Origin of the sequence: Rhizobium centroccidentale (assembly GCF_030182565.1) — a bacterium.
In the GTDB taxonomy this organism is placed as follows: Bacteria; Pseudomonadota; Alphaproteobacteria; order Rhizobiales; family Rhizobiaceae; genus Rhizobium.
In genome coordinates, this window is the sequence record NZ_JAQJCG010000004.1 from 168,221 (window position 1) to 188,253 (window position 20,033).

The following is a 20,033-nucleotide window of genomic DNA, read 5'->3' on the forward strand; positions in this document are numbered from 1 at the left end:
GGTCAATGATCTACCGATTGGTGAGGAAGTCCATGAGCACGACAGCGTTATTGTGCTCGGTGTCTCTCGCACCATAAAGAAGCGTGACGGTCGATTGCCCGATTTGCTCTCTAAGCTCTTTCACGGCCTTCGAATTCTTCTCGAGTTCATCCTGGTAGCGCAGGCGAAACTCATCCCATTTTTTGGGATCGTGACCGAACCAGCGTCGCAGCTCAGCGCTTGGCGCAAGGTCTTTCAGCCAGGCGTCTATATGAGCGTCGTTCTTGCTGATGCCGCGAGGCCATAGACGGTCAACCAGGATGCGCTTGCCGTCGCCGTCATCAGCGGGTTCGTAAATTCGTTTGATGTGTAGAGGCATGTCCATCACCTTTCCGGGGCGGCTGCCCCTTGCCGATGATAACATCCGTCTGCGGAAGCCTGGCCGATAATCGGAGATCGGCGCAGCTTTCGCATTCTAGAAATCAGCGACCTTGCCCCAAACGGATGAGGCGAAGCGGCTTGGATGATAGGGCGTCGGATCGACGACAGGCGCAGCGCCGGTGACGATGTCGGCAATCAAATGACCGGCGCCGGGTCCGATCCCAAAACCATGACCGGAAAATCCGGCGGCCAGGATGAAGCCGGGAAGGCTCTGGATTTCCCCAATGCCGGGAACACCGTCCGGCGTGCTGTCGATATAGCCCGCCCAGGCGGCCGTGATCTTCGTCTTGCGAAGCTCCGGCAGGAGTTCCAGGGCTCTCGCATGCGTCAGTTCGATCGTGGCATGGTCCGGTCTTGGATCGAGAATGCGCATATGCTCCATCGGCGTCGCTCGGTCGAGCCGCCAACGCTTCAGTGATTCATGACCGGAGCGAAAGCCTTCGAGGCCTCCGGGCGACAGGCTTTTTCGCCGCTTGAGGAACATGGGAATAAATTGCGATGAGAACCGCAATTGTTGCGGCGTCACGTCGACTCGCCCACGGCCGCTGATCGCCAGCGTATAACCGCCGTCGCCGCGACGCGTAACCGACACGCCGCTGGTGTGCAAGGCATCGGGCAATCCTTCGGCGCCGGCCGAAACAGCCAGAATGGACGAGCGAACGGAGGCCTGAGGAAAGCGGATGTCCAACTGCCGGCAGAAAGAGGAGGCCCAGGCGCCACCTGCGAGAATCGCGGTCTTGGTGCGGATCACGCCGCTTTCGGTGATCACGCCGCTGACGCGTCCCGCTTCCGTTTCCAGGCCACGGGCAGCGCAATTCTGATGGATCGTGCCGCCGAGCTTCATGATTGCGCGTGCCACCGCCGGCGCCGCGTTGGCCGGATTGGCAGTGCCATCGGTCGGCGAGAAGACCCCGCCTTTCCAGATGCGCCCCGTGGCGCGGCCCCGTTCGCTCGCTGCAGCGCTGTCGAGCATATGCGTCGTGACACCGACTGTTCTGGCGAAGTCCTGCCAGCGCGCCCAACCGGCGATCTCCTGTTCGTCATTGCTGAGATAGAACAGGCCGCAGCGGCGGAAGCCTGTGTCCTCGCCGCTATCGGCGGCAAATCGCTCCCAGAGATCGAGGCTTTTCGTCGCGATCGGCAATTCTCGCCCATCGCGGTTCTGCTGTCGGCACCATCCCCAATTGCGGCTGGATTGCTCCGCACCGATCCGGCCTTTTTCGACAAGGGCGACGCGCAGGCCCGATCGCGCCAGATAATATGCGGCGAAAACGCCGACAATCCCGCCGCCGATCACAACGGCATCGGCGGACTTCGGCAATATCGGCGAGCTTTCGATAAGGCAAAGCGGTGCAGGCATGCGCAATCTCCCGGTTCACCCAAATCTACTCCATTGCTTCGCCACACGTTGCCGGAGATGGTCGAGCTGCCAAATTTTATGCCGTGATTGATGCAGTCTATAAACTATTGTGCTTCAAAGGAGATTTGTCTTGCCGATAGACATGCTAGGGCGATGTGCTACGCTCCATTTTGCGTAATAACAGCATTTTGTGCCGTCTTTCCCCGGCACTCTTTCAATGGCGGACCTCTGATGAAACTGGATCGGATCGATATCAAAATCCTCTATGAGCTTCAGAGAAACGGCCGCATCACCAATGTCGAGCTGGCGGACCTGGTGGCTCTTTCACCCAGCCCATGCCTGATGCGCGTCAAACGGCTGCAGGCGGAAGGATATATCGAAGGCTATTCGGCTCAGATCAACCTCGCCAAACTCGGCCAGACGCTGACCGTCTTTACCGAAATCACCCTGAAAAACCACCGGCAGATCGATTTCGCCCGCTTCCTGAACGTGGTCGAGAAAATCGACCAGGTGATCGAGTGCCATCTCGTCTCCGGCGGTTACGACTATCTCATCAAGTTCGTCACTGCCGGGATCGGTGAGTACCAGACCATCATGGAACGGCTGACCGACATGGATATCGGCATCGACAAGTATTTCAGCTTCGTCGTGCTCAAATCACCGATCGTCAAGTCGCATATGCCGCTGACCAGCCTGTTTCCCATGTGACAAGCCTTCCGAGGCAAGGTCGGCGGCTAGAGCCGATGATTTTAGGTCGAGTCGACCTAAAATCTGAATCCGCTCTAGAATCAAAGAAGTAGAGCGTGATGTCGTCCGAAATCCCCTGACAATTTTCGGCATCACGCTCTAGCCATGCCCATATTCGCGCTTGAGCTCCGGGTCCTGAACGAGATTGTCGAGCCAGGTCGGATCGAGCTTCGGAACCGACCCGAACAGCAGCTGCGAATAGGGGTGGCGGGGCGCATTCGCGGTCTCGCGTGTGATTTGCTCCACCTTCTTGCCGCCATACATCACGACGATCTCATCGCAGATTGCCTCGACGACCGAGAGATCGTGGCTGATGAAGATGTAGGACAAATGCAGCTCACGCTGCAGTTCCTTGAGGAGATCGATGATCGCGGCGGCAACGACGGTGTCGAGGGCGGAAGTGATCTCATCGCAGATGATCAGGCGTGGTTCGGCGGCAAGGGCGCGGGCAAAATTCACGCGCTGCTTCTGTCCGCCTGACAATTCCGACGGATAGCGATAGCGAAGCGCGCGCGGCAATCGCACCATATCCAGCAGTTGATCGACTCTCGCCTCCCGGCCCTTGCGATCCATCCCGTGATAAAATGCCAAAGGCCGCTCGAGAATATCGGCGATCGACTTTGCCGGATTGAGCGCGGTGTCGGCATATTGAAAGACGATCTGCATCTCTCGCAATTGATCGCGCGTACGCGATTTGGCGGCGCGATGCATGTCGCTGCCATTGAAGCCGATGGTGCCGGACACGGCCGGCAGTATTCCGGCGATTGCACGCGCCAACGTCGACTTTCCACATCCGGATTCGCCGATGATGCCGAGATTTCTGCCTTTCTCCACCTCGAGGCTTACCGATTGAACTGCGCAGACTGCCGGCAGGCCGTTGGGTTGGAGATCGCCATAGCCGGCGACCAGGCTGTCGATCCTCAGTACGGGCGCAATCGACCCGCTTGTTTTGCTGTCGCGGATGGCCTGCTTCGGCTCGAAGGCTGCCAACAACTCGCGCGTATAGGGATGGCTCGGCCGTGTCAGGATCGCTTCAGTCTTCGCCAATTCCTGAATTTCACCACCCTTGAGCACGGCGATGCGATCGGCGATCTGCGCCACGACCGCCAAGTCGTGGGAGACGTAAACGCCAGCAATATCACCGGCGCGAATGACGGATTTGAATGCTTTCAGCACGTCGATCTGTGTCGTTACGTCGAGCGCGGTGGTCGGTTCGTCAAAGATGACGAGCTTGGGTTCGCCGATCAGCGCCATGGCTGCGGCGAGCCGCTGCAACTGACCGCCGGAGACCTGATGCGGGTATCGTTCGCCGATCGTTTCCGGACTTGGGAGCGACAGCGCCCGGAAGAGCTCGATCGCGCGATGACGCGCTTGTTCGGGAGACATCAGCCGATGAATGCGGGTGACTTCGATCACCTGCTCCATGATCTTCGTGGCCGGGTTGAAGGCGGCGGCCGCGCTTTGCGGGATATAGGCAACCGTCGTGCCGCGGACCTTTGCGCGCTCGCTCTCGGAGAGTGCGGCCATGTCCCGGCCGTCGACCTGGATCTTGCCGGCGGAGATACGACAGCCCTCCCGCGCATGTCCCATGAGCGTCAGCGCAATCGTCGTCTTGCCCGAGCCGCTTTCGCCGATGAGCGCGATGATTTCGCCCTTTGCTATGTCGAAGCTGACATCCTTGATAATCTCGATGATCCGGCCGGAGTCTGTCCTGGCCTCGACTTTCAAGTTCCTGATTTCAACAAGGTTGGTCACCGTCATGCGCTCCTGTCCCTGATCCTGCGTGGCAGGTTGTCGATCAGCAGGTTGACGCTGATGGTGAGGCTGGCAATGGCGAAGGAAGGCACGACCACGGCAGGGGCGGCGAAGGGCAGGCCGCCGATGTTTTCGCGGACCAGGGCTCCCCAATCGGCATAGGGCGGCTGCAGGCCGAGGCCGAGAAAGGAAAGACCCGACAAAAGAAGTACGACAAAGACGAAGCGCAGGCCGAAGTCCGCCAGGACCGGCCGGATAATGTTCGGCAGGATTTCGGAGGTGATAATATAGCCCACCTTCTCGCCGCGGGTACGCGCCACGGTGATGAAGTCCATCGTGTTGATGTTGACGGCAAGGGCGCGGGCAAAGCGATAGGCGCCGGGCGTATAGATGACGGCGAGCGTGATGATCAGCACAGGAATGGACGAGCCGACAGCGGCAACGACGACAAGGCCGAAAAGCTTGCTCGGGATCGAATTCAGGGCGTCGAGAAACCGGCTCAGGATCGTGTCGAACCATCCGCCGATGACCGCTGCCGTCATGCCAAGCGCCACGCCGCAAAAACAGCAAAGTGCCACAGCAGCCAAGGAAATGCCGACCGTGTAGCGGGCGCCCATCAGGACGCGCGAAAGCATGTCGCGGCCGAGATAGTCCGAACCGAGCCATAATTGGTCGCTTATCGGACCGAAATAGTCCGTATCGACGATGTCACCGACGGAGTAGGGGACGATATAGGGCGCGAACAGGGCGATGATCGTCCAGCCGAGAATGATGGCGAAGGCGACGACGCCAACGAGGCTGACGTTGTAACCAAACAGGGACGGAGTGCGGGGGGCCAGGCTTTTCGTGGTCATCGCAGCCTCGGATTCGACAGGATTGCAATGATGTCGGCGGCGGTGATCAGCAGGAGATAACCTAGGCAAAAGATCATCGCGCAGCTCTGGATCAGCGGCAGATCGCGGGTCGCGACCGCGTCCACCATCAGCTTGGCGATGCCTGGATAGTTGAAGATGGTCTCGACGATGATTACGCCGCCGACGAGATAGGAAAGCGAAAGCGCAATCGCATTGACGATCGGCCCGAGAGCGTTGGGCAATGCGTGCCTGAATACCATGCGGCTGCGTGAAGCGCCTTTGAGCAGAGCCATTTCGACATAGGGAGTCTTCAGCGTTTCGATAAGCGCTGCCCGGGTCATGCGGATCATTTGCGCGGAGATGACGAAGGTGAGCGTAATGACCGGCATGGCATAGATTTTCATGAGGTCGAAGAGCGTATGGGCCTCGCTCGTCGACGACAAGGCCGGCAGCCAGCGCAGATAGACGGCAAACAGCAACACAGCCAGCGTCGCGACCATGAATTCGGGCACCGATATGACGCCGATCGAGATGACGGTTACGAGCCGGTCATAATAGGAACCGCGAAGCATGGCGGAGGTAATGCCGAGCAACAGTGCCAGCGGTACGGAGACGAGAGTGGTGATGGCCGCAAGTTCCAGCGTCGCCACCAGGCGGCCGCCGATCAGCTGCGCGACGGGCATGTTATTCGCATAGGAGATGCCGAGGTCGCCTCTCATCAGACCCAAAAGCCATCCCATGAACCGCAGGATTGCCGGCTCGTCGAGGTGCATGGCCTTGCGCAAGCCCGCAACCGCCTCTGGCGTGGCCGCCTGGCCGAGTAGGATCGAGGCGGTATCTCCCGGCAGCATGCTGGTTGCGAAAAAGACGGCGAATGACACGATCAGCAAGGAGATGATCGCAATGAAAAGCCGGTTCAGGACAAGAACGGAAACCTCGGATCTCAAATAAGTTGCTCCTGCGGCGTTCTAAGGAACGAATGGCATTTGCGGGACGAAAATCCCCCGAGGCGGCGCCAGCCGTCCCCGGGAGAGATGTCCAGCGGCGGTCAGGCCTGGAGCCAGAGATATTCCGCCATCGCGTAACCCATCATGCCACCGAGCGGATTGGCTTCCAATCCGTGTACCTTGCTCGAAATAGCATCCACATTCGAGATATAGGCAGGGATGATGGTGCCCGCTTCGTCGGCGATCATCACCTGCATTTCGTCGTAGATCTGCTTGCGTTTGGTCTGATCGAGCAAACCGCGGGCTTCGATCAGCATCTTGTCGAATTTCTCCGACTTGTACTGGCTCTCGTTCCATGGAGCATTCGAGGCATAGAGGAGCGAGAACAGGATGTCGGGCGTCGGGCGCGGATTGATGTTGCCGAAATGGATCGGCGCCTTCAGCCAGTAATTATCCCAATAGCCGTCGGACGGAACGCGCTGAACATCGAGCTTCATGCCGATGTTTGCGCCTGCGGCCTGGATGATCATTGCCATATCGATCGACGAGCCTGCCGCGTCGGAGGCGATCACCGGAATGGACTGTCCGAGCACGCCCGCCTTCTGGAAATGGAACTTGGCCTTGTCCGGATCGAAGGCTTTCGGCTTCAAATCATTGTTATGGTAGATGTTCGCCGGGGAAACGGGCTGATCGTTAGCCACTTCCCCGAAGCCGCGCAGTGCCGATTTGACGATCTGCTCGCGGTTGACCAGGGACTTCATCCCGTCGACGAAGTCCTTCTTGTTGCCCGGCGTCATGTCGAGGCGCATGTTGAGGTTGGTGTAGTTGCCGCTTGTCGTTTTCGAAAGGGCAAAGCCGGACTGGCCATCGACCAGCTTCACGGCGCGGGGATTGATGGCGGCGGCGAGATGAATATCGCCCGAGAGCAAAGCATTCACACGGGCATTGTCATCGCTGATCGCGAAGAACTCGAAGGAGTCGAGATAGGGCTGGCCCGACTTCCAGTAGTTCTTGTTCTTGACGACGACCGAGCGATTACCCGGATCGAAGGTTTCGAGAACGAAGGCGCCGGTGCCGTTGCCTTTCGAAAAGTCCGTCGTGCCGTTGGCAACGATCATGAAATGATGCAGCGCCAGAATGGTCGGGAGGTCGGCATTCGGGTCGGCAAGCGCAATTTCGACCGTCGACTTGTCGACGGCCTTGAAGCCGGTCATCTGGGCGGCGATCTTGGCAACCTTGGAGCCGACGCCCGGGTCGAGATGGCGCTTTAGCGAGAAGACCACGTCGTCGGCTGTCAGTTCCTTGCCGTCATGGAACGTCACGCCCTTGCGCAGCTTGATCGTCCAGATCTTGGCGTCCTTGCTTTCGATGCTCTCGGCAAGCTCCATTTGCGTCACGCCGGCCTTGTCGATGAAGGTCAGGCGATTGTAGAGCGAGCAGCAGCGCACATAGTCGGTCGACAGGGACGCCTTTGCGGGATCCAGCGTGTCGGCAGTCGAGGATGACCAACCGGCCCCCTTGAACGCGCCGCCAGAGACCGGCGTGGCTGCGACAGCCTGCGTGGCACGGCCGAGAATGATTCCCGCCGATGATACTGCAACGCCTCCCGCCAGCATCAGTTTCAGAAGATCGCGCCGCGTTGCACCGCGCCGGATGGCGTTCTCCACCATTGCGTCGTCGGCAGTGGTCCAGTTCGTAATTCTGTCAGTCATCTCATTCCCCTTTTTCTGTTGATTGATGGGATGCCCGTCTTGGTCGCGAGCTTTCCCAGGTTGGGTCACTGTCTTTCGGTCAGCCTTTCCTTGACCGCCGAGGCGAAGGCCGCCATCGACGTGAAATGGTAGTCGGGTTGAGTGAAGCTCTCGGGCTCTATCGTGCCGCCATAGCCGTCCTGCGCATGACGGCGCTCGATCCAGCAATTGGTCAGCCCAAGCTTTCGCGAAATGCCGATGTCGTGGTACTGGCTTTGAGCGACATGCAGGATGTCGTTCTTGCTCGCCCCTTTGCCGTCGACGAATTCGAATACCTGTTCGAAGAAGGCGGGATCTGGCTTTTCGGTGCCGGTATCATCGGCCGTAAAGCTCGCAAAGAACGGCGAGCCGAGCTTCTTTTCGAAGTGATCGAGCGCCCAGCGGCGAGCATTTGTCATTGCGACGAGGCGATGTGTTTTCTTGAGCTCGGCAAGTGCTGCCGCGCTGTCGTCGAACGCGTTCCAGTTGGCCACCGAATCGCGCAGCCGCCGCGCATAACGATCTTCCGCCGGCAGGCCGAGTGCGGGTGCGATGACCATGTAGACCCGTGAGAGATCGTCCGGAAAGAGATCCGCATCCTCGCTGTAGCGCGCCTGGCGATAGAGCCTCAGCGCTTCCTCGCCGTCGATGGAGGTGCCAGCTTCCGCCGCAATCTCGGCGAGGCAGGCCTTTATGCCGCCTTCGAAGTCGATGAGCGTGCCGACGACATCGAAGGTAAGATATTTGAAGTCCTGAAAGTCTTTGGCCAAGTCATGCTCTCCTTCATGATCCGCTGCGGACACGCCGCTTGCAGCATAAAATTCTGGCCCAAAGGGCGGAAATTCGTCCTGCCAAGGCCCGGAAAAGCCGGCTTTCAGCCGTTCTAGGAAGCAGTTTGGCAGTTCCTGAACGGTGGAGTCGCCGAATCGACGGTGTGCCGCGGCACAAAATTCCGAATTTCCGGCTCTGTCCGACATTTCACCAACGAAGCAGGCATATGCCGCTTCAGCGCATAGCTTCCCGAACGTCCGGATCTTCCAAAGTCTGGTCGAGGGTCTTTCGCGTGCGCTCCAGTATCGCGTCGATATCATCGTCCGTGCAGCAAAGCGGCGGGGCGTATCCAAGCACGCCATGGGCGAATGCGCGGATGACAAGGCCATTGTCCCAGGCGCGATCGAAAATCCTGCGCGCCGGCGCGGCAGCACTTGGCAATGGTGTCTTCTTGACCTTGTCAACGACCAGCTCGACGGCCGCCAGCATCCCGCGACCGCGGACATCGCCGACCAGCGGATGGTCACGCAGGCTTTCCAGCCCCTCCATCAGGCGCGCACCGGCCTTGATGCCATTTTCGAGAAGACCGCCCTCATAGAGCTTCAGCACTTCGAGCCCGACGGCGGCGCTGACGGGATGGGCCGAATAGGTGTAGCCATGGCCGACCGCCGCATTTCCGGCGCTGTCAGCGATGACATCATAGACGCGATCGGACATGAACACGGCGCCCATGGGCACGTAGCCGGAGGTCAAGCCCTTGGCCGTCGTCATGAAGTCAGGGACGATTTCGTCATACGAGCAGGCAAACAGCGGACCGGTCCTGCCGAAGCCGGTAATGACCTCATCGGCGATGAAGAGAATGCCATATTGGCTGCAGAGATCGCGGATCGCCTTGAGCCACCCTTTCGGCGGCACGATGACGCCGCCCGATCCCTGGATAGGTTCGGCATAAAATGCCGCTACGCGCTCGGCACCGATCGCTTCGATCTTCGACTTGAGGTCCGCGATCGAGGCGGCAATGATCGCATCCGCCTCTTCGCCGGCCGGATTGCGGTAAGGATAGGGCGAGGGGATCTTGTGCTGCCAGTCGAAGGGGACGCCGAAGCCGGCATGGAAGCCGGGTAGCGCTGTGAGGCCGGCCCCGACGGTCGAGGAGCCGTGGTAACCCTGCTCGATCGAAATGAACTGATCGCGCTCCGGCTTACCCTTGGCATGCCAATAGTAGCGGACGAAACGCACCGTACTGTCGACGGCATCCGATCCGCCGAGCGTGAAGAAGATATGATTGAGATCGCCGGGCGCCCGGTCGGCGAGTTCGGCGGCAAGGCGAATGGCCGCCTCGCAACCGATATCGAAGTAACCCGTCGCATAGGGCAGTTCACGCATCTGGCGGGCTGCTGCTTCAACGATGCTCTCATGCCCGTAGCCTGCGTTCACGCACCAGAGGCCGGCAAATCCGTCGACAAGCTGATGGCCCGATGCATCGGTGACGGTTGCGCCCTTTGCGGATCGCAACACCCGCACGCCCAGTTTTTCATGGCCGCGATAGGATGAGACCGGATGGATGAGGTGCGCGCGATCGAGTTCGATGAGCGAGTTGGCGAGCATGATGATCTCCAGATTATCCGAGAGCCTGATTGGCCAATGCAAATATTCTCGCGTCCTGGCTGAGGGCTCCAGCGCCAGGCGGACGTCGCATGGCGATACCGCCACCCACATGGTTGAGGCCGATCTCCGCCAGCCAGCCGGTCAGCCCCGAGCTTTCGTTCGTATCGACGCGCAGGAATCCACTCGGCTTGCGAAGGGCAAGCGCCGTTATCAGCGATTTTGCATCCTCGGTATTCGATGCGATGACAGGCCCGATCACATCGCCGCGCCCAAAGGCGCGCAGCGCACCGAAAGCCTGGATGCGGCCATGTCGCCGAATGACGACCACCTGCGCGACGTCCGTGAGCGCGTCGATCAACGTGCAGCGATCCGCACCGAAAGCTGCGTGATCGAGCGCTTTGATCGCGGAAAAATCATCGGCGGTCGCGGTCTCGATATCCCCAGCCGGAGCAAGATCGGCCAGATGACCCTGATGCTGGAAAATCTCGCCCTCGGCGACAAAGCCGAGCTTGCGATAGAGCGGCAGTCCGTCCGTGGTTGCAATGAGCCTCAGAGAGCGGTCGCCAGCAAGCGCCATTGCCGCATCCATAAGCTTGCGGCCAAGCCCGCGGCCGCGCAAGGTCTCGTCGACGATCACCATATTGATCGTCGCGCAGTCTTGCCTATAGGGGGTCATCAGGATGGTGCCCACGACACGACCCGTCTCGTCCGTGGCTGCTACGCCTTGGCTCAAACGCAAGGCCAAATGCCAGTCCTCGGCACGATGAGGCCATTTGGCTTGACGTGAGAGGGCGAGTGCGCCGTCTAAATGCTCCGGTGTGAAGCTGACCAAATTTATGCTGTCGGTTCGCATGGGGCATCCTTTCCTTGCCCCAAGTCTCGGCGATCCCCGCACGGCAGATTATCTGAAGGCGCGGTTCGTCGTGATATCTTTCGCCGTAGCGGACGGGCTTGGCCGCATCTTATGCTGAGGATGCCTTTCCGGCCGCTCTGCAATGGTCCAAAAACAAGGTTGCGACGCATCTCCGCTGCAACACTCTGCCAAAGGATGCCGCGCATACGAAACAATATGCTTTCCGGAGACGCCAATTCGATCATGTCCGTCGCGGGACTTCGGCCTATGATCGTCTCAGTAAAGAACGCAGATGCCCCTTAGATAAAGGACGAACGGACATGGCGCCTTTCCGGCCGAAATATATCACCTTCGATTGCTATGGCACGCTTATCAATTTCGAGATGGCCGAAGCGGCTCGCGACATCTATGGCGCCGAGCTCGATGAGGCGAAGATGCTGCAGTTTACAAAGAACTTCGCCGCCTATCGGCTGGACGAGGTTCTCGGTGATTGGAAGCCCTATGCCGAAGTCGTTCACAACGCAGTCGAGCGGACCTGCCGCGCGAATGGCGTCAAGTTTCGCGCTGATGACGCCAAGGCGATCTATGAGCGCGTGCCCGGCTGGGGTCCGCATCCAGATGTACCGGCCGGACTGGCGAAAGTTGCCAAGGAAATCCCTCTGGTAATCCTCTCCAACGCGATGAACAGTCAGATCATGTCGAATGTCGAGAAACTCGGCGCGCCTTTCCATGCCGTCTATACGGCAGAGCAGGCCAATGCCTACAAGCCGCGCTTCAAGGCGTTCGAATATATGTTCGACATGCTGGGCTGCAGACCGGAGGACATCCTGCATTGCTCGTCCTCCTTCCGCTACGACCTGATGTCGGCGCACGATCTCGGCATCAAGAACAAGGTCTGGGTCAATCGCGGCCATGAACCTGCAAATCCCTATTACGGCTATGTCGAGATCGCGGACATATCCGGCCTGGCCGGTGTCGTCGGGCTATAAGGGAAGGGCGTTCTCATGAAATTTGTCTCCTATTGGCACGATACGGCGCCGGCCTTTGCCGGAGGCCGGCAAGGCCCGGTCGAGGGGCGATACGACGCCTGTGTCATAGGAGCCGGTTTCACCGGACTGTCCGCGGCCCGGCAACTGGCCAAGGCTGGTGCGAAGGTCGTAGTGTTTGAAGCCGAGCGCGTCGGCTGGGGCGCCTCGGGCCGTAACGGCGGCCATCTGAACAACGGTCTCGCCCACAGCTATCCGGCCGCCAAAGCCGAACTCGGCAAGGAGAGGGCGATCGCGCTCTATAAGGCGCTCGATGCTTCCATTGATACGATCGAGGCGCTTGTCGCCGAAGAGGGAATCGACTGCAATTTTCGCCGGGCCGGAAAGTTGAAACTGGCATCGAAGCCCCAGCATTTCGCATCGATTGTCAGTAACTTCGAGGCTGTCCATGCCGAGGTGGATCCGGATACGGCACTGCTAACGCCCGACGATCTCAAACAGGAGATCGGCTCGCCCTTCCACGGCGCGATGCTCTTCAAAAAGAGTGCGATGATGCACATGGGCCGCTATGCGGTCGGTCTTGCGAATGCTGCAGTACGCCACGGTGCTGTCATCCATGAGGCCGCGCCGGTGACGAACAGGGTCCAGGACAATGGCCGGCATCGGTTGGTGACACCGCGCGGCGAAATCACGGCCGATAACGTGCTGGTGGCGACCGGCGCCTACACGACCCCGAATTTTGGGTATTTCCGCCGGCGGATCATCTCGGTCGGCAGCTTCCTGATCGCAACCCGACCGCTGACAGCGGATGAGATCGCATCGGTCATGCCGGGAAATCGCACCTGCGTCACCTCGATGAACATCGGCAACTATTTTCGCCTGTCTCCTGACAACCGGCTGCTGTTCGGTGGTCGGGCGCGATTTTCTGCGACTTCTGACCATCGTTCCGACGCCAAGAGCGGCGCAATTCTGAAGGCAGGTCTGGCCGAGATATTCCCCCAGCTTGCCGGAATCGAAGTCGATTATTGCTGGGGTGGTCTCGTCGACATGACGAAGGATCGTTATCCGCGCGCCGGCTATCATGATGGAAGCTGGTATGCGATGGGCTATTCCGGCCATGGTGCACAACTGTCGACGCATCTCGGCATCATCATGGCCGATGCGATGCTCGGCCGCGAGGATCGCAATCCCATGAAGGATGTCGATTGGCCGGCTGTGCCGGGTCATTTCGGTAAACCATGGTTCCTGCCCTTGGTAGGCCTCTACTATAAGACGCTGGACAGGTTCCAGTAACCACAGCGAACAGCTTTGAAGCTGGGCCGATCACGAACAGATCGGCCCAGCTGCTATTTTGGCGCCCGATTTGGAGCATTTCCGCTTTTCTTCGAAATGTTTTAGCCCAGCCCGCCCATGTGAAAGCTCTTCATCTCAAGATATTCCTCGATACCGACTTGTGCGCCCTCGCGGCCGATTCCGGATTGTTTGACGCCGCCGAAGGGGGCGACTTCCATGGAAACCGAGCCGGTATTGAGCCCGACCATGCCGAATTCCAGGGCCTCGCCGACGCGCCAGGCGCGCTTCAGATTGTCGGTATAGAAATAGGAAGCCAGGCCGAAGGGTGTGCCGTTGGCGATCGCGATCGCCTCCTCTTCGGTTTCGAAGCGGAAGAGCGGCGCCACAGGTCCGAAGGTCTCTTCGCCGGCAAGCTCCATCTCTGTCGTCGCGCCGGTCAGGATGATCGGCGCCGTATATTGGCCGCCTTCAGGCAACTGTCGAGCGGCTGTGATGATCGTTGCGCCCTTCGCCAGCGCGTCGCGGACATGCCGGTCGATCTTTTCGATGGCTGCTTGGTTGATCATCGGGCCGATCGACACGCCGGCCTCGGTGCCTGGGCCGACCTTCATGGCATCGACCTTTGCCTTCAGTTTCGCTGCAAAGGCATCATAGACGCCCGATTGCACGAGGAGCCGGTTGGCGCAGACGCAGGTCTGGCCGCCATTGCGGAACTTGGAGGCGAGCGCGCCTTCGACTGCTAGATCGAGATCGGCGTCATCAAAGACGATGAAGGGCGCGTTGCCGCCGAGTTCGAGGCTGAGCCGCTTGATGCTATCGGCAGCACCGCGCATCAGGAGCGCGCCGACCCGGGTCGAGCCGGTGAAGGAAATCTTGCGCACGGTTTCGTTGCTCATGATCTCGTTGCCGATCGCCGTTGGCATACCGGTGACGATATTGATGACGCCGGCCGGAATGCCGGCGCGCTCGGCGAGGACCCCGAGGGCAAGCGCGGAATAGGGGGTGAATTCCGACGGCTTGATGACGACAGCGCAGCCGGCGGCAAGGGCCGGCGCGACCTTGCGGGTGATCATCGCATTGGGGAAATTCCAGGGCGTGATGATGCCGCAGACGCCGACCGGCTCCTTGAGCACGATGATGCGGCGATCGGGTGTGGGAGACGGTATCGTGTGACCGTTGATGCGGCGGGCTTCCTCCGCGAACCACTTCACGAAGGAGGCGCCATAGCGAATTTCGCCACGCGCTTCGTCGAGCGGCTTGCCTTGTTCCGTCGTCAGAATGAGGGCGAGATCGTCGACGTTCTCAAGCATGAGATCGTGCCAGGCTTCGAGAAGGGCGGCACGCTCCGCATTTGTCTTGCGCTTCCAGCTGCGCTGCGCGCGTTCGGCGGCCGCGATCGCATCGCGCGTTTCTGCAGAACCCATGTCGGGCACCGTGCCGATGGCAGTCTGTCTGGCCGGGTCTTGAACATCCACCGTCCTGCCTGAGGCAGCTGCTACCCAGGCTCCGTCGATCAATCCCTTGTCACGGAAAAGCTGCTTGTCTTTCAAATCCAACATGAGGTCCTCTGCAATCAGGAGAGCGCGGCGATGATACCGGCGGTGATGGTTTCCGTTCGATCCCTGCCCGGAAGTGTGCCGATGCCCCGCGCGGTTGCGGCCTCCATCGCAGCGATGATGCGGGCGGCAGCATCCCTCTCGCCCAGATGATCGAGCATCATCGCTCCCGACCAGATGGCGGCGATCGGATTGGCGATGCCGCGCCCGGCAATGTCCGGGGCCGAACCATGAACCGGCTCGAACATCGAAGGTGCCTCGCGCTGCGGATTGATATTGGCCGAAGCCGCAAATCCAAGGCCGCCCTGAATGGCGGCGCCGAGATCGGTCAGGATATCGCCGAACAGATTGGAGGCGACGACGACATCAAGACTTTCCGGCGCCATCACCATGCGGGCCGCCATCGCGTCGATGTGATAGCTCGTGACTTCGACATCGGGATATTCGGCCGAAAGCCTGGCCGTGATTTCGTCCCAGAACACCATGGAATATTTCTGGGCATTGGATTTGGTGACGGAGGCAAGCTTGCCGCGCCGGGCACGCGCCTGCTCGAAGCCGAAGCGCAGGATGCGCTCGACGCCCGTGCGGGTAAAGATCGACGTCTCCACCGCGACTTCATCGCTCGTACCCTGATGGACGCGGCCGCCGGCGCCCGAATATTCGCCCTCGGTGTTTTCGCGGATGCAGAGAATGTCGAATGTCTCTGCCCGCAGCGGTCCTTGTACCCCCGGCAGCAGCCGGTGCGGCCGGATATTGGCATATTGCACGAAGGCCTTGCGGATCGGCAGCAGCAGGCCATGCAGCGAAACCGAATCCGGCACCTCGGCGGGCCAGCCGACGGCACCGAGCAGGATCGCGTCGAACGACCTCAGCGTCTCGATCCCGTCTTCTGGCATCATCCGCCCCGTCTGCTTGTAGAATTGGCAGGACCACGGAAATTCGGTGCTATTCAGTACAAAGCCGCCAGCCTTGGCGGCAACTTGCAGCACCGACCATGCGGCGTCCGTCACATCCTTACCGATGCCGTCACCTGGGATCAGAGCGATGGAATAGGTCTTCATGGTATAGGTCCCCTAGAGGTTGATGAGCACGCTCTTCGTTTTGCGATTGGCAAGATAAGCCTCGCGTCCCAGGTCCTTGCCGATGCCGGAGCGCTTGTAGCCGCCGGTCGGCAAGATATGATCCCTCGAGCGGCTGTAGCGATTGACCCAGACCGTCCCTGCCTGGATCTGCCGGCTGAGGCGGATGGTACGCGACAGGTCGGATGTAAACAGGCCCGCAGCGAGCCCGTAAGAGGGGTGATCGGCAAGCCCCATCGCTTCGTCTTCGTCCTCGAAAGTCTGCAGCGTCAGGACTGGCCCGAAGATTTCCTCGAGAATGGCGGGAGAAGACGGATCGAGATCGGTCAAAAGCGTCGGTTCGTAGAAGTAGCCGGGCCTATCCATCGGCTTGCCGCCGGCGATACAGCGGCCGCCTTCGTTGATCGCGGCAGCGACGATTGCGTCGATCCGGTCGCGCTGGCGCTCGGAGATGATCGGCGAATAGCGTGTCGCCTCATCCCAGGTGGGGCCAGGGCCGATATCCGCCATCCGCGCGATGAGGGCTTGCGTAAATTCTCCGGCAACGCTTGCCTCCACGATCACGCGCGTCGCGGCGACGCAAGCCTGGCCGGCATTGAAGAGAACGCTGCCGATGATCGCATCGGCCGCTTTCGAAAGATCGGCATCCTTGAAGACGATCTGCGGGCTCTTGCCGCCAAGCTCTAGGGTCACCGGCTTGATGCCGGTGCGGGCGATATTCTCCATGATCGCAGATCCCGCTCGGGTCGAGCCAGTGAAGCTGACCTTAGCGATGTCGGGATGGCCGGTGAGCGCCGTGCCGGTGACGTGCCCGTCGCCGAGGACGACGTTGAAGAGGCCGGCGGGCAATCCTGCCCTCACGGCAAGCTCGGCCAGGTAAACCGTCGAAAATGGCGTCATTTCGGAGGGCTTGAGCACGACAGCATTGCCGGCAGCGAGCGCCGGACCGAGCTTCCAGCCGGCCATGGAGACCGGAAAGTTCCAGGGCGTGATCGCGCCGACGACGCCATAGGGTTCGCTGAGGATCATGCCGAAGGTCTTGTCATCGGTCGGCACGACATCGCTGCCTTCCTTGTCGGCGAATTCGGCAAAGAAGCGGATCTGCTCTGCGGTGACCGCTACGTCGCCGGCCGCCAGCTGATTGATCAACCGGGTGGAGGACAAAGCCTCTATTCGAGCGAGCGTCTCCGTCTCCGCTTCGATCAGGTCTGCCCAGGCATGCAGCACGCGGACACGTTCGCGCGGCCGCAGGCCGCTCCAGTTGCTTCTCTTCAGCGCCGCCTTGGCCGATTCGACGGCGCGGTCGACCATCCCGGGGCCAGCAATCGGGCAGCCTGCATAGGGCTTACCATCGGAGGGCCTTTTCATGTCGATCTCGCCGGGAACTTCAATGAGCTCTCCGCCGATGAAATGACCGATCGGCAATGGCAAAGTATCGGGATCGAAGCTCAGACTCATGGGAAGCTCTTTCTTAAGGCTTTGCCAAGCCTAGTGCCGGCTTACGAGCAGCTTGCTCCGTATGCCGGCGGGCGGGCCGACGAATCTTGTGTTTTAGCAAGGGCGGACGGTGATTTCGGTTGCGGCGGCCATCAGCGTTTATCCCACTGTCACGTAGATCTTGCGAACGGTCTCGATCGTCTTCCACCTGCCCACGAAGCCCGGCTTCATCACAAAGCTGTCGCCGGCCCGGTAGACCACCGGCTCCCCGTCATCGGGGGTGATTTCGACGACGCCCGAGAGGATGTGGCAGAATTCGAAGGTCTCGCCCTTGATCGACCTGACCTCGCCGGGCGTTGCTTCCCAGACACCGGTGCGTACCGTACCGTCCTTCGCCTCATCCTGCGCCCAGGTCTTGAACGAGGGATCGCCGGCAATCAGTCTTTCCGGCAGGGCCTTGGATTCACGCGGGGCCGTACTGGGATTGGTTATGACGGTCTTGAGGAGGGTCATGGCGAGCCTTTCATTGCTATGGGTTCAATATCCGCGCCGCCGGTCGACGAGCCCGAGCGGGTCCATGCCCGCGCGATGACGCCGGATGTTATCGATCACCGCGCGTGCGGCAGTATCGGGCTGCGTCACGCTGGCGATATGCGGGGTGAGCATGATTTTCGGATGTCTCCAAAGCGGATGATCCGAGGGCAGGGGCTCCGGGTCGGTAACGTCGAGCACCGCTGCAGCGAGGCGGCCGGTATCGAGCGCATCGATCAGGGCGCGTGCATCGAGTTGCTGGCCGCGACCGGCGTGCACGAGCATCGACCCGGCCGGAAGGCTGCCAAGCAACGTTTCGTTCAGGAAACCCGTGGTTTCCGGTGTCAGCGGCAACAGGCAAATGAGAATGTCCGTCGCCGCCACCATGGTTCTGAGGCCGGTTTCGCCGTGATGGCATTCGACGCCCTCGATCGTCCGGAGCGATCTGCTCCAGCCGGAGAGCAGGAAGCCGAAAGGCTTCAGCCGCTCGAGCACGGCTGTTCCCAGGACGCCCAGTCCCAGAACACCGATCCGTCTTTCATGCGCCTGGCGCTGAGGCAGGCCGCGCCATTCCCCGGCGCGCTGTTGGGCAAGATAGTAAAGGAGGTCGCGATGCAGCGCGAGCACCGCAAGCGTTATATATTCCTGCATCATCCTGACGATGCCATCCTCGACCATGCGGACGATCTTCACATGCTCGGGCACGAGGTCCGTCTTGAACTGGTCAACGCCGGCGCCGATCGAAAACAGGATTTCCAGATTGCGATAGCGGGCGAGGTCGTCCGGCACTGTCCAGGTGATCAGGAAGCGGACCTCATCCGGATCGACGCTCGCCGCGTCCATCGAAAATGGCAGATCAGGGAGTTCCTCGGCAAAGGCCCGCGCGAAGATCGCTCCACGCCTGGCATCCGAATTGAAGAGAAATGTCATGGCAATCGCTCCCTCAAGACCGTGTGCACCGCGCAGCCAGAGCCAATATCGTTTGGCAGCATTCCTCGAGTTCGCCCTCTAGAATGTATTCGTCAGGCTTGTGCGCGCGATCGATGTCTCCAGGCCCGCAGATGATCGCATCGATCCCGGCTGCCTGATATAGTCCGGCCTCGGTCCCGTAGCTGACCGCAGCAAGCGACGGCCTGCCGGTTATTTCTTCCAACAGGGTTGCGAGTGGCGTGTCCTTCGCAAGCGACAGCGCGGGATAGGCGCTGAGCGGGACCCAATCCACGGAAAAGCCCTGTTCCCTGAGCATGTCAGCGCTATGCCGGATCGGGGCAAGCAGTTCCTCAGGGGCCACGTCGGCGATAGCGCGTGCCTCGAGGTCGAGCCGGCAGTTGTCGGGGACGATGTTCAGCGCCAGTCCACCGGACACAATGCCTGCTTGAAGCGTCGAGTACGGAGGCTCGAACACGGGGTCGAACGGACCAAGCGTCAGCCTCCGAGCTTCATCGACCACCGAATTGAGCACCCGCGACATGGCATGAATGGCGTTGAGTGCCAGATCCGGACGAGACGAATGGCCCGCCCGTCCGCCGACGGTGACGCGAGCCGCCGCTTTCCCTTTATGGGCACGCACGGCCTGCATGCGGCTCGGCTCGCCTATGATAGCGCCTTGCGGAGGTGCGCAAAGTTCTTTCATCCGCGCCAGTAGATGCGGTACGCCCCGGCATCCCGCTTCTTCGTCATAGGAGAATGCGAGGTGAATGGGGCGGGCAAGATTTGCACTGGCAAGTTCCGGCGCCGCAGCAAGTGCTGCAGCAAGAAACCCTTTCATATCCGTCGTTCCCCGCCCGTAGAGCCGGTCTGCCTCCCGTCTGAGCGCGAAAGGTTCCGAGGTCCAGCCCGGTTCTCCAGCGGGAACGACATCCATATGTCCGGACAGAATATAACCTGCGACATCCCCGGGACCGATCGTGGCAAAGATATTGGACCTGTCGCCTTCAGGCCCGGGAAGCACGGTAACGTGGATTCCGAGGCCTTGCAGATATGTCCGGATCCAGCCGACGATGCCGTCATTCGGCGTGCCGACGACGCTCGGAAAGGCGATAAGACGGGCGAGGATTTCAACCGTGTCCATATGCTCCTCAGCGGCTGCGGCAATTTACCGATATT

18 protein-coding genes are annotated in these 20,033 nt (G+C 60.3%); 3 read left to right on the forward strand and 15 right to left on the reverse strand.

Features of this window, described 5'->3' with window-relative positions; translation table 11 throughout:
- Nucleotides 1-10 precede the first annotated feature (10 nt).
- Both PH562_RS07555 and PH562_RS07560 read right to left on the reverse strand, forming a co-directional pair.
- Nucleotides 11-358, reverse strand: a complete 348-nt coding sequence (locus PH562_RS07555; protein ID WP_285172638.1) for a DUF488 domain-containing protein — start codon at nt 356-358, stop codon at nt 11-13.
- Between the two features lie 96 nt (nt 359-454).
- On the reverse strand, nt 455-1,780 hold the full coding sequence (locus tag PH562_RS07560) for an NAD(P)/FAD-dependent oxidoreductase (protein WP_285172482.1): 1,326 nt from the start codon (nt 1,778-1,780) through the stop codon (nt 455-457).
- A 231-nt stretch (nt 1,781-2,011) separates the two neighbouring features.
- Here PH562_RS07560 and PH562_RS07565 point away from each other — a divergent pair, with 231 nt between their 5' ends.
- Nucleotides 2,012-2,488 carry an Lrp/AsnC family transcriptional regulator gene (locus PH562_RS07565; protein ID WP_095438144.1) on the forward strand — a complete coding sequence of 159 codons (477 nt, stop codon included), beginning with the start codon at nt 2,012-2,014 and terminating at the stop codon, nt 2,486-2,488.
- Nucleotides 2,489-2,626: 138 nt separating this feature from the next.
- Here the strand turns inward: PH562_RS07565 and PH562_RS07570 are convergent, their stop codons facing one another.
- From PH562_RS07570 to PH562_RS07600, 7 genes are all read right to left on the reverse strand, one after another.
- Nucleotides 2,627-4,282: an ABC transporter ATP-binding protein gene (locus PH562_RS07570; protein ID WP_285172639.1), complete on the reverse strand. Its 1,656-nt coding sequence runs from the start codon at nt 4,280-4,282 to the stop codon at nt 2,627-2,629.
- Between the two features lie 2 nt (nt 4,283-4,284).
- Complete coding sequence (locus tag PH562_RS07575; protein WP_285172483.1) at nt 4,285-5,136, reverse strand: ABC transporter permease; 852 nt, start codon at nt 5,134-5,136, stop codon at nt 4,285-4,287.
- Complete coding sequence (locus PH562_RS07580) at nt 5,133-6,083, reverse strand: ABC transporter permease (RefSeq protein WP_285172484.1); 951 nt, start codon at nt 6,081-6,083, stop codon at nt 5,133-5,135. Before PH562_RS07580 ends, PH562_RS07575 begins: the two co-directional genes overlap by 4 nt.
- Before the next feature lie 101 nt (nt 6,084-6,184).
- A complete protein-coding gene (locus PH562_RS07585) occupies nt 6,185-7,795 on the reverse strand; it encodes an ABC transporter substrate-binding protein (RefSeq protein ID WP_285172485.1) in 1,611 nt (536 codons plus the stop codon).
- Between the two features lie 65 nt (nt 7,796-7,860).
- Nucleotides 7,861-8,583, reverse strand: coding sequence for an HAD-IA family hydrolase (locus PH562_RS07590; RefSeq protein WP_285172486.1), 723 nt, complete (start codon nt 8,581-8,583; stop codon nt 7,861-7,863).
- A 235-nt stretch (nt 8,584-8,818) separates the two neighbouring features.
- On the reverse strand, nt 8,819-10,192 hold the full coding sequence (locus PH562_RS07595; protein ID WP_285172487.1) for an aspartate aminotransferase family protein: 1,374 nt from the start codon (nt 10,190-10,192) through the stop codon (nt 8,819-8,821).
- Between the two features lie 13 nt (nt 10,193-10,205).
- Nucleotides 10,206-11,045: a GNAT family N-acetyltransferase gene (locus PH562_RS07600; protein WP_285172488.1), complete on the reverse strand. Its 840-nt coding sequence runs from the start codon at nt 11,043-11,045 to the stop codon at nt 10,206-10,208.
- Between the two features lie 320 nt (nt 11,046-11,365).
- Between PH562_RS07600 and PH562_RS07605 the strand changes: the two genes are divergently transcribed.
- Both PH562_RS07605 and PH562_RS07610 read left to right on the forward strand, forming a co-directional pair.
- Nucleotides 11,366-12,034 carry a haloacid dehalogenase type II gene (locus tag PH562_RS07605; protein WP_285172489.1) on the forward strand — a complete coding sequence of 223 codons (669 nt, stop codon included), beginning with the start codon at nt 11,366-11,368 and terminating at the stop codon, nt 12,032-12,034.
- A gap of 15 nt (nt 12,035-12,049) precedes the next feature.
- The gene (locus PH562_RS07610) at nt 12,050-13,324 is read left to right on the forward strand and encodes an NAD(P)/FAD-dependent oxidoreductase (RefSeq protein WP_285172490.1); all 1,275 of its coding nucleotides are present in this window, start codon (nt 12,050-12,052) and stop codon (nt 13,322-13,324) included.
- A 101-nt stretch (nt 13,325-13,425) separates the two neighbouring features.
- Here the strand turns inward: PH562_RS07610 and PH562_RS07615 are convergent, their stop codons facing one another.
- From PH562_RS07615 to argE, 6 genes are all read right to left on the reverse strand, one after another.
- Nucleotides 13,426-14,883, reverse strand: coding sequence for an NAD-dependent succinate-semialdehyde dehydrogenase (locus PH562_RS07615; protein ID WP_285172491.1), 1,458 nt, complete (start codon nt 14,881-14,883; stop codon nt 13,426-13,428).
- Nucleotides 14,884-14,897: 14 nt separating this feature from the next.
- Entirely contained in the window at nt 14,898-15,941 is a 1,044-nt protein-coding gene (locus PH562_RS07620; RefSeq protein ID WP_285172492.1) for a tartrate dehydrogenase, read from the reverse strand.
- 12 nt (nt 15,942-15,953) lie between these two features.
- Nucleotides 15,954-17,417 (reverse strand): aldehyde dehydrogenase family protein, encoded by a 1,464-nt coding sequence (locus tag PH562_RS07625; protein ID WP_285172493.1) that lies wholly within the window; start codon nt 17,415-17,417, stop codon nt 15,954-15,956.
- 138 nt (nt 17,418-17,555) lie between these two features.
- Nucleotides 17,556-17,909, reverse strand: a complete 354-nt coding sequence (locus PH562_RS07630; RefSeq protein WP_285172494.1) for a cupin domain-containing protein — start codon at nt 17,907-17,909, stop codon at nt 17,556-17,558.
- Between the two features lie 24 nt (nt 17,910-17,933).
- Complete coding sequence (locus tag PH562_RS07635; RefSeq protein WP_285172495.1) at nt 17,934-18,857, reverse strand: 2-hydroxyacid dehydrogenase; 924 nt, start codon at nt 18,855-18,857, stop codon at nt 17,934-17,936.
- 13 nt (nt 18,858-18,870) lie between these two features.
- The gene (gene argE / locus PH562_RS07640; protein ID WP_285172496.1) at nt 18,871-19,998 is read right to left on the reverse strand and encodes an acetylornithine deacetylase; all 1,128 of its coding nucleotides are present in this window, start codon (nt 19,996-19,998) and stop codon (nt 18,871-18,873) included.
- Nucleotides 19,999-20,033: the final 35 nt, after the last annotated feature.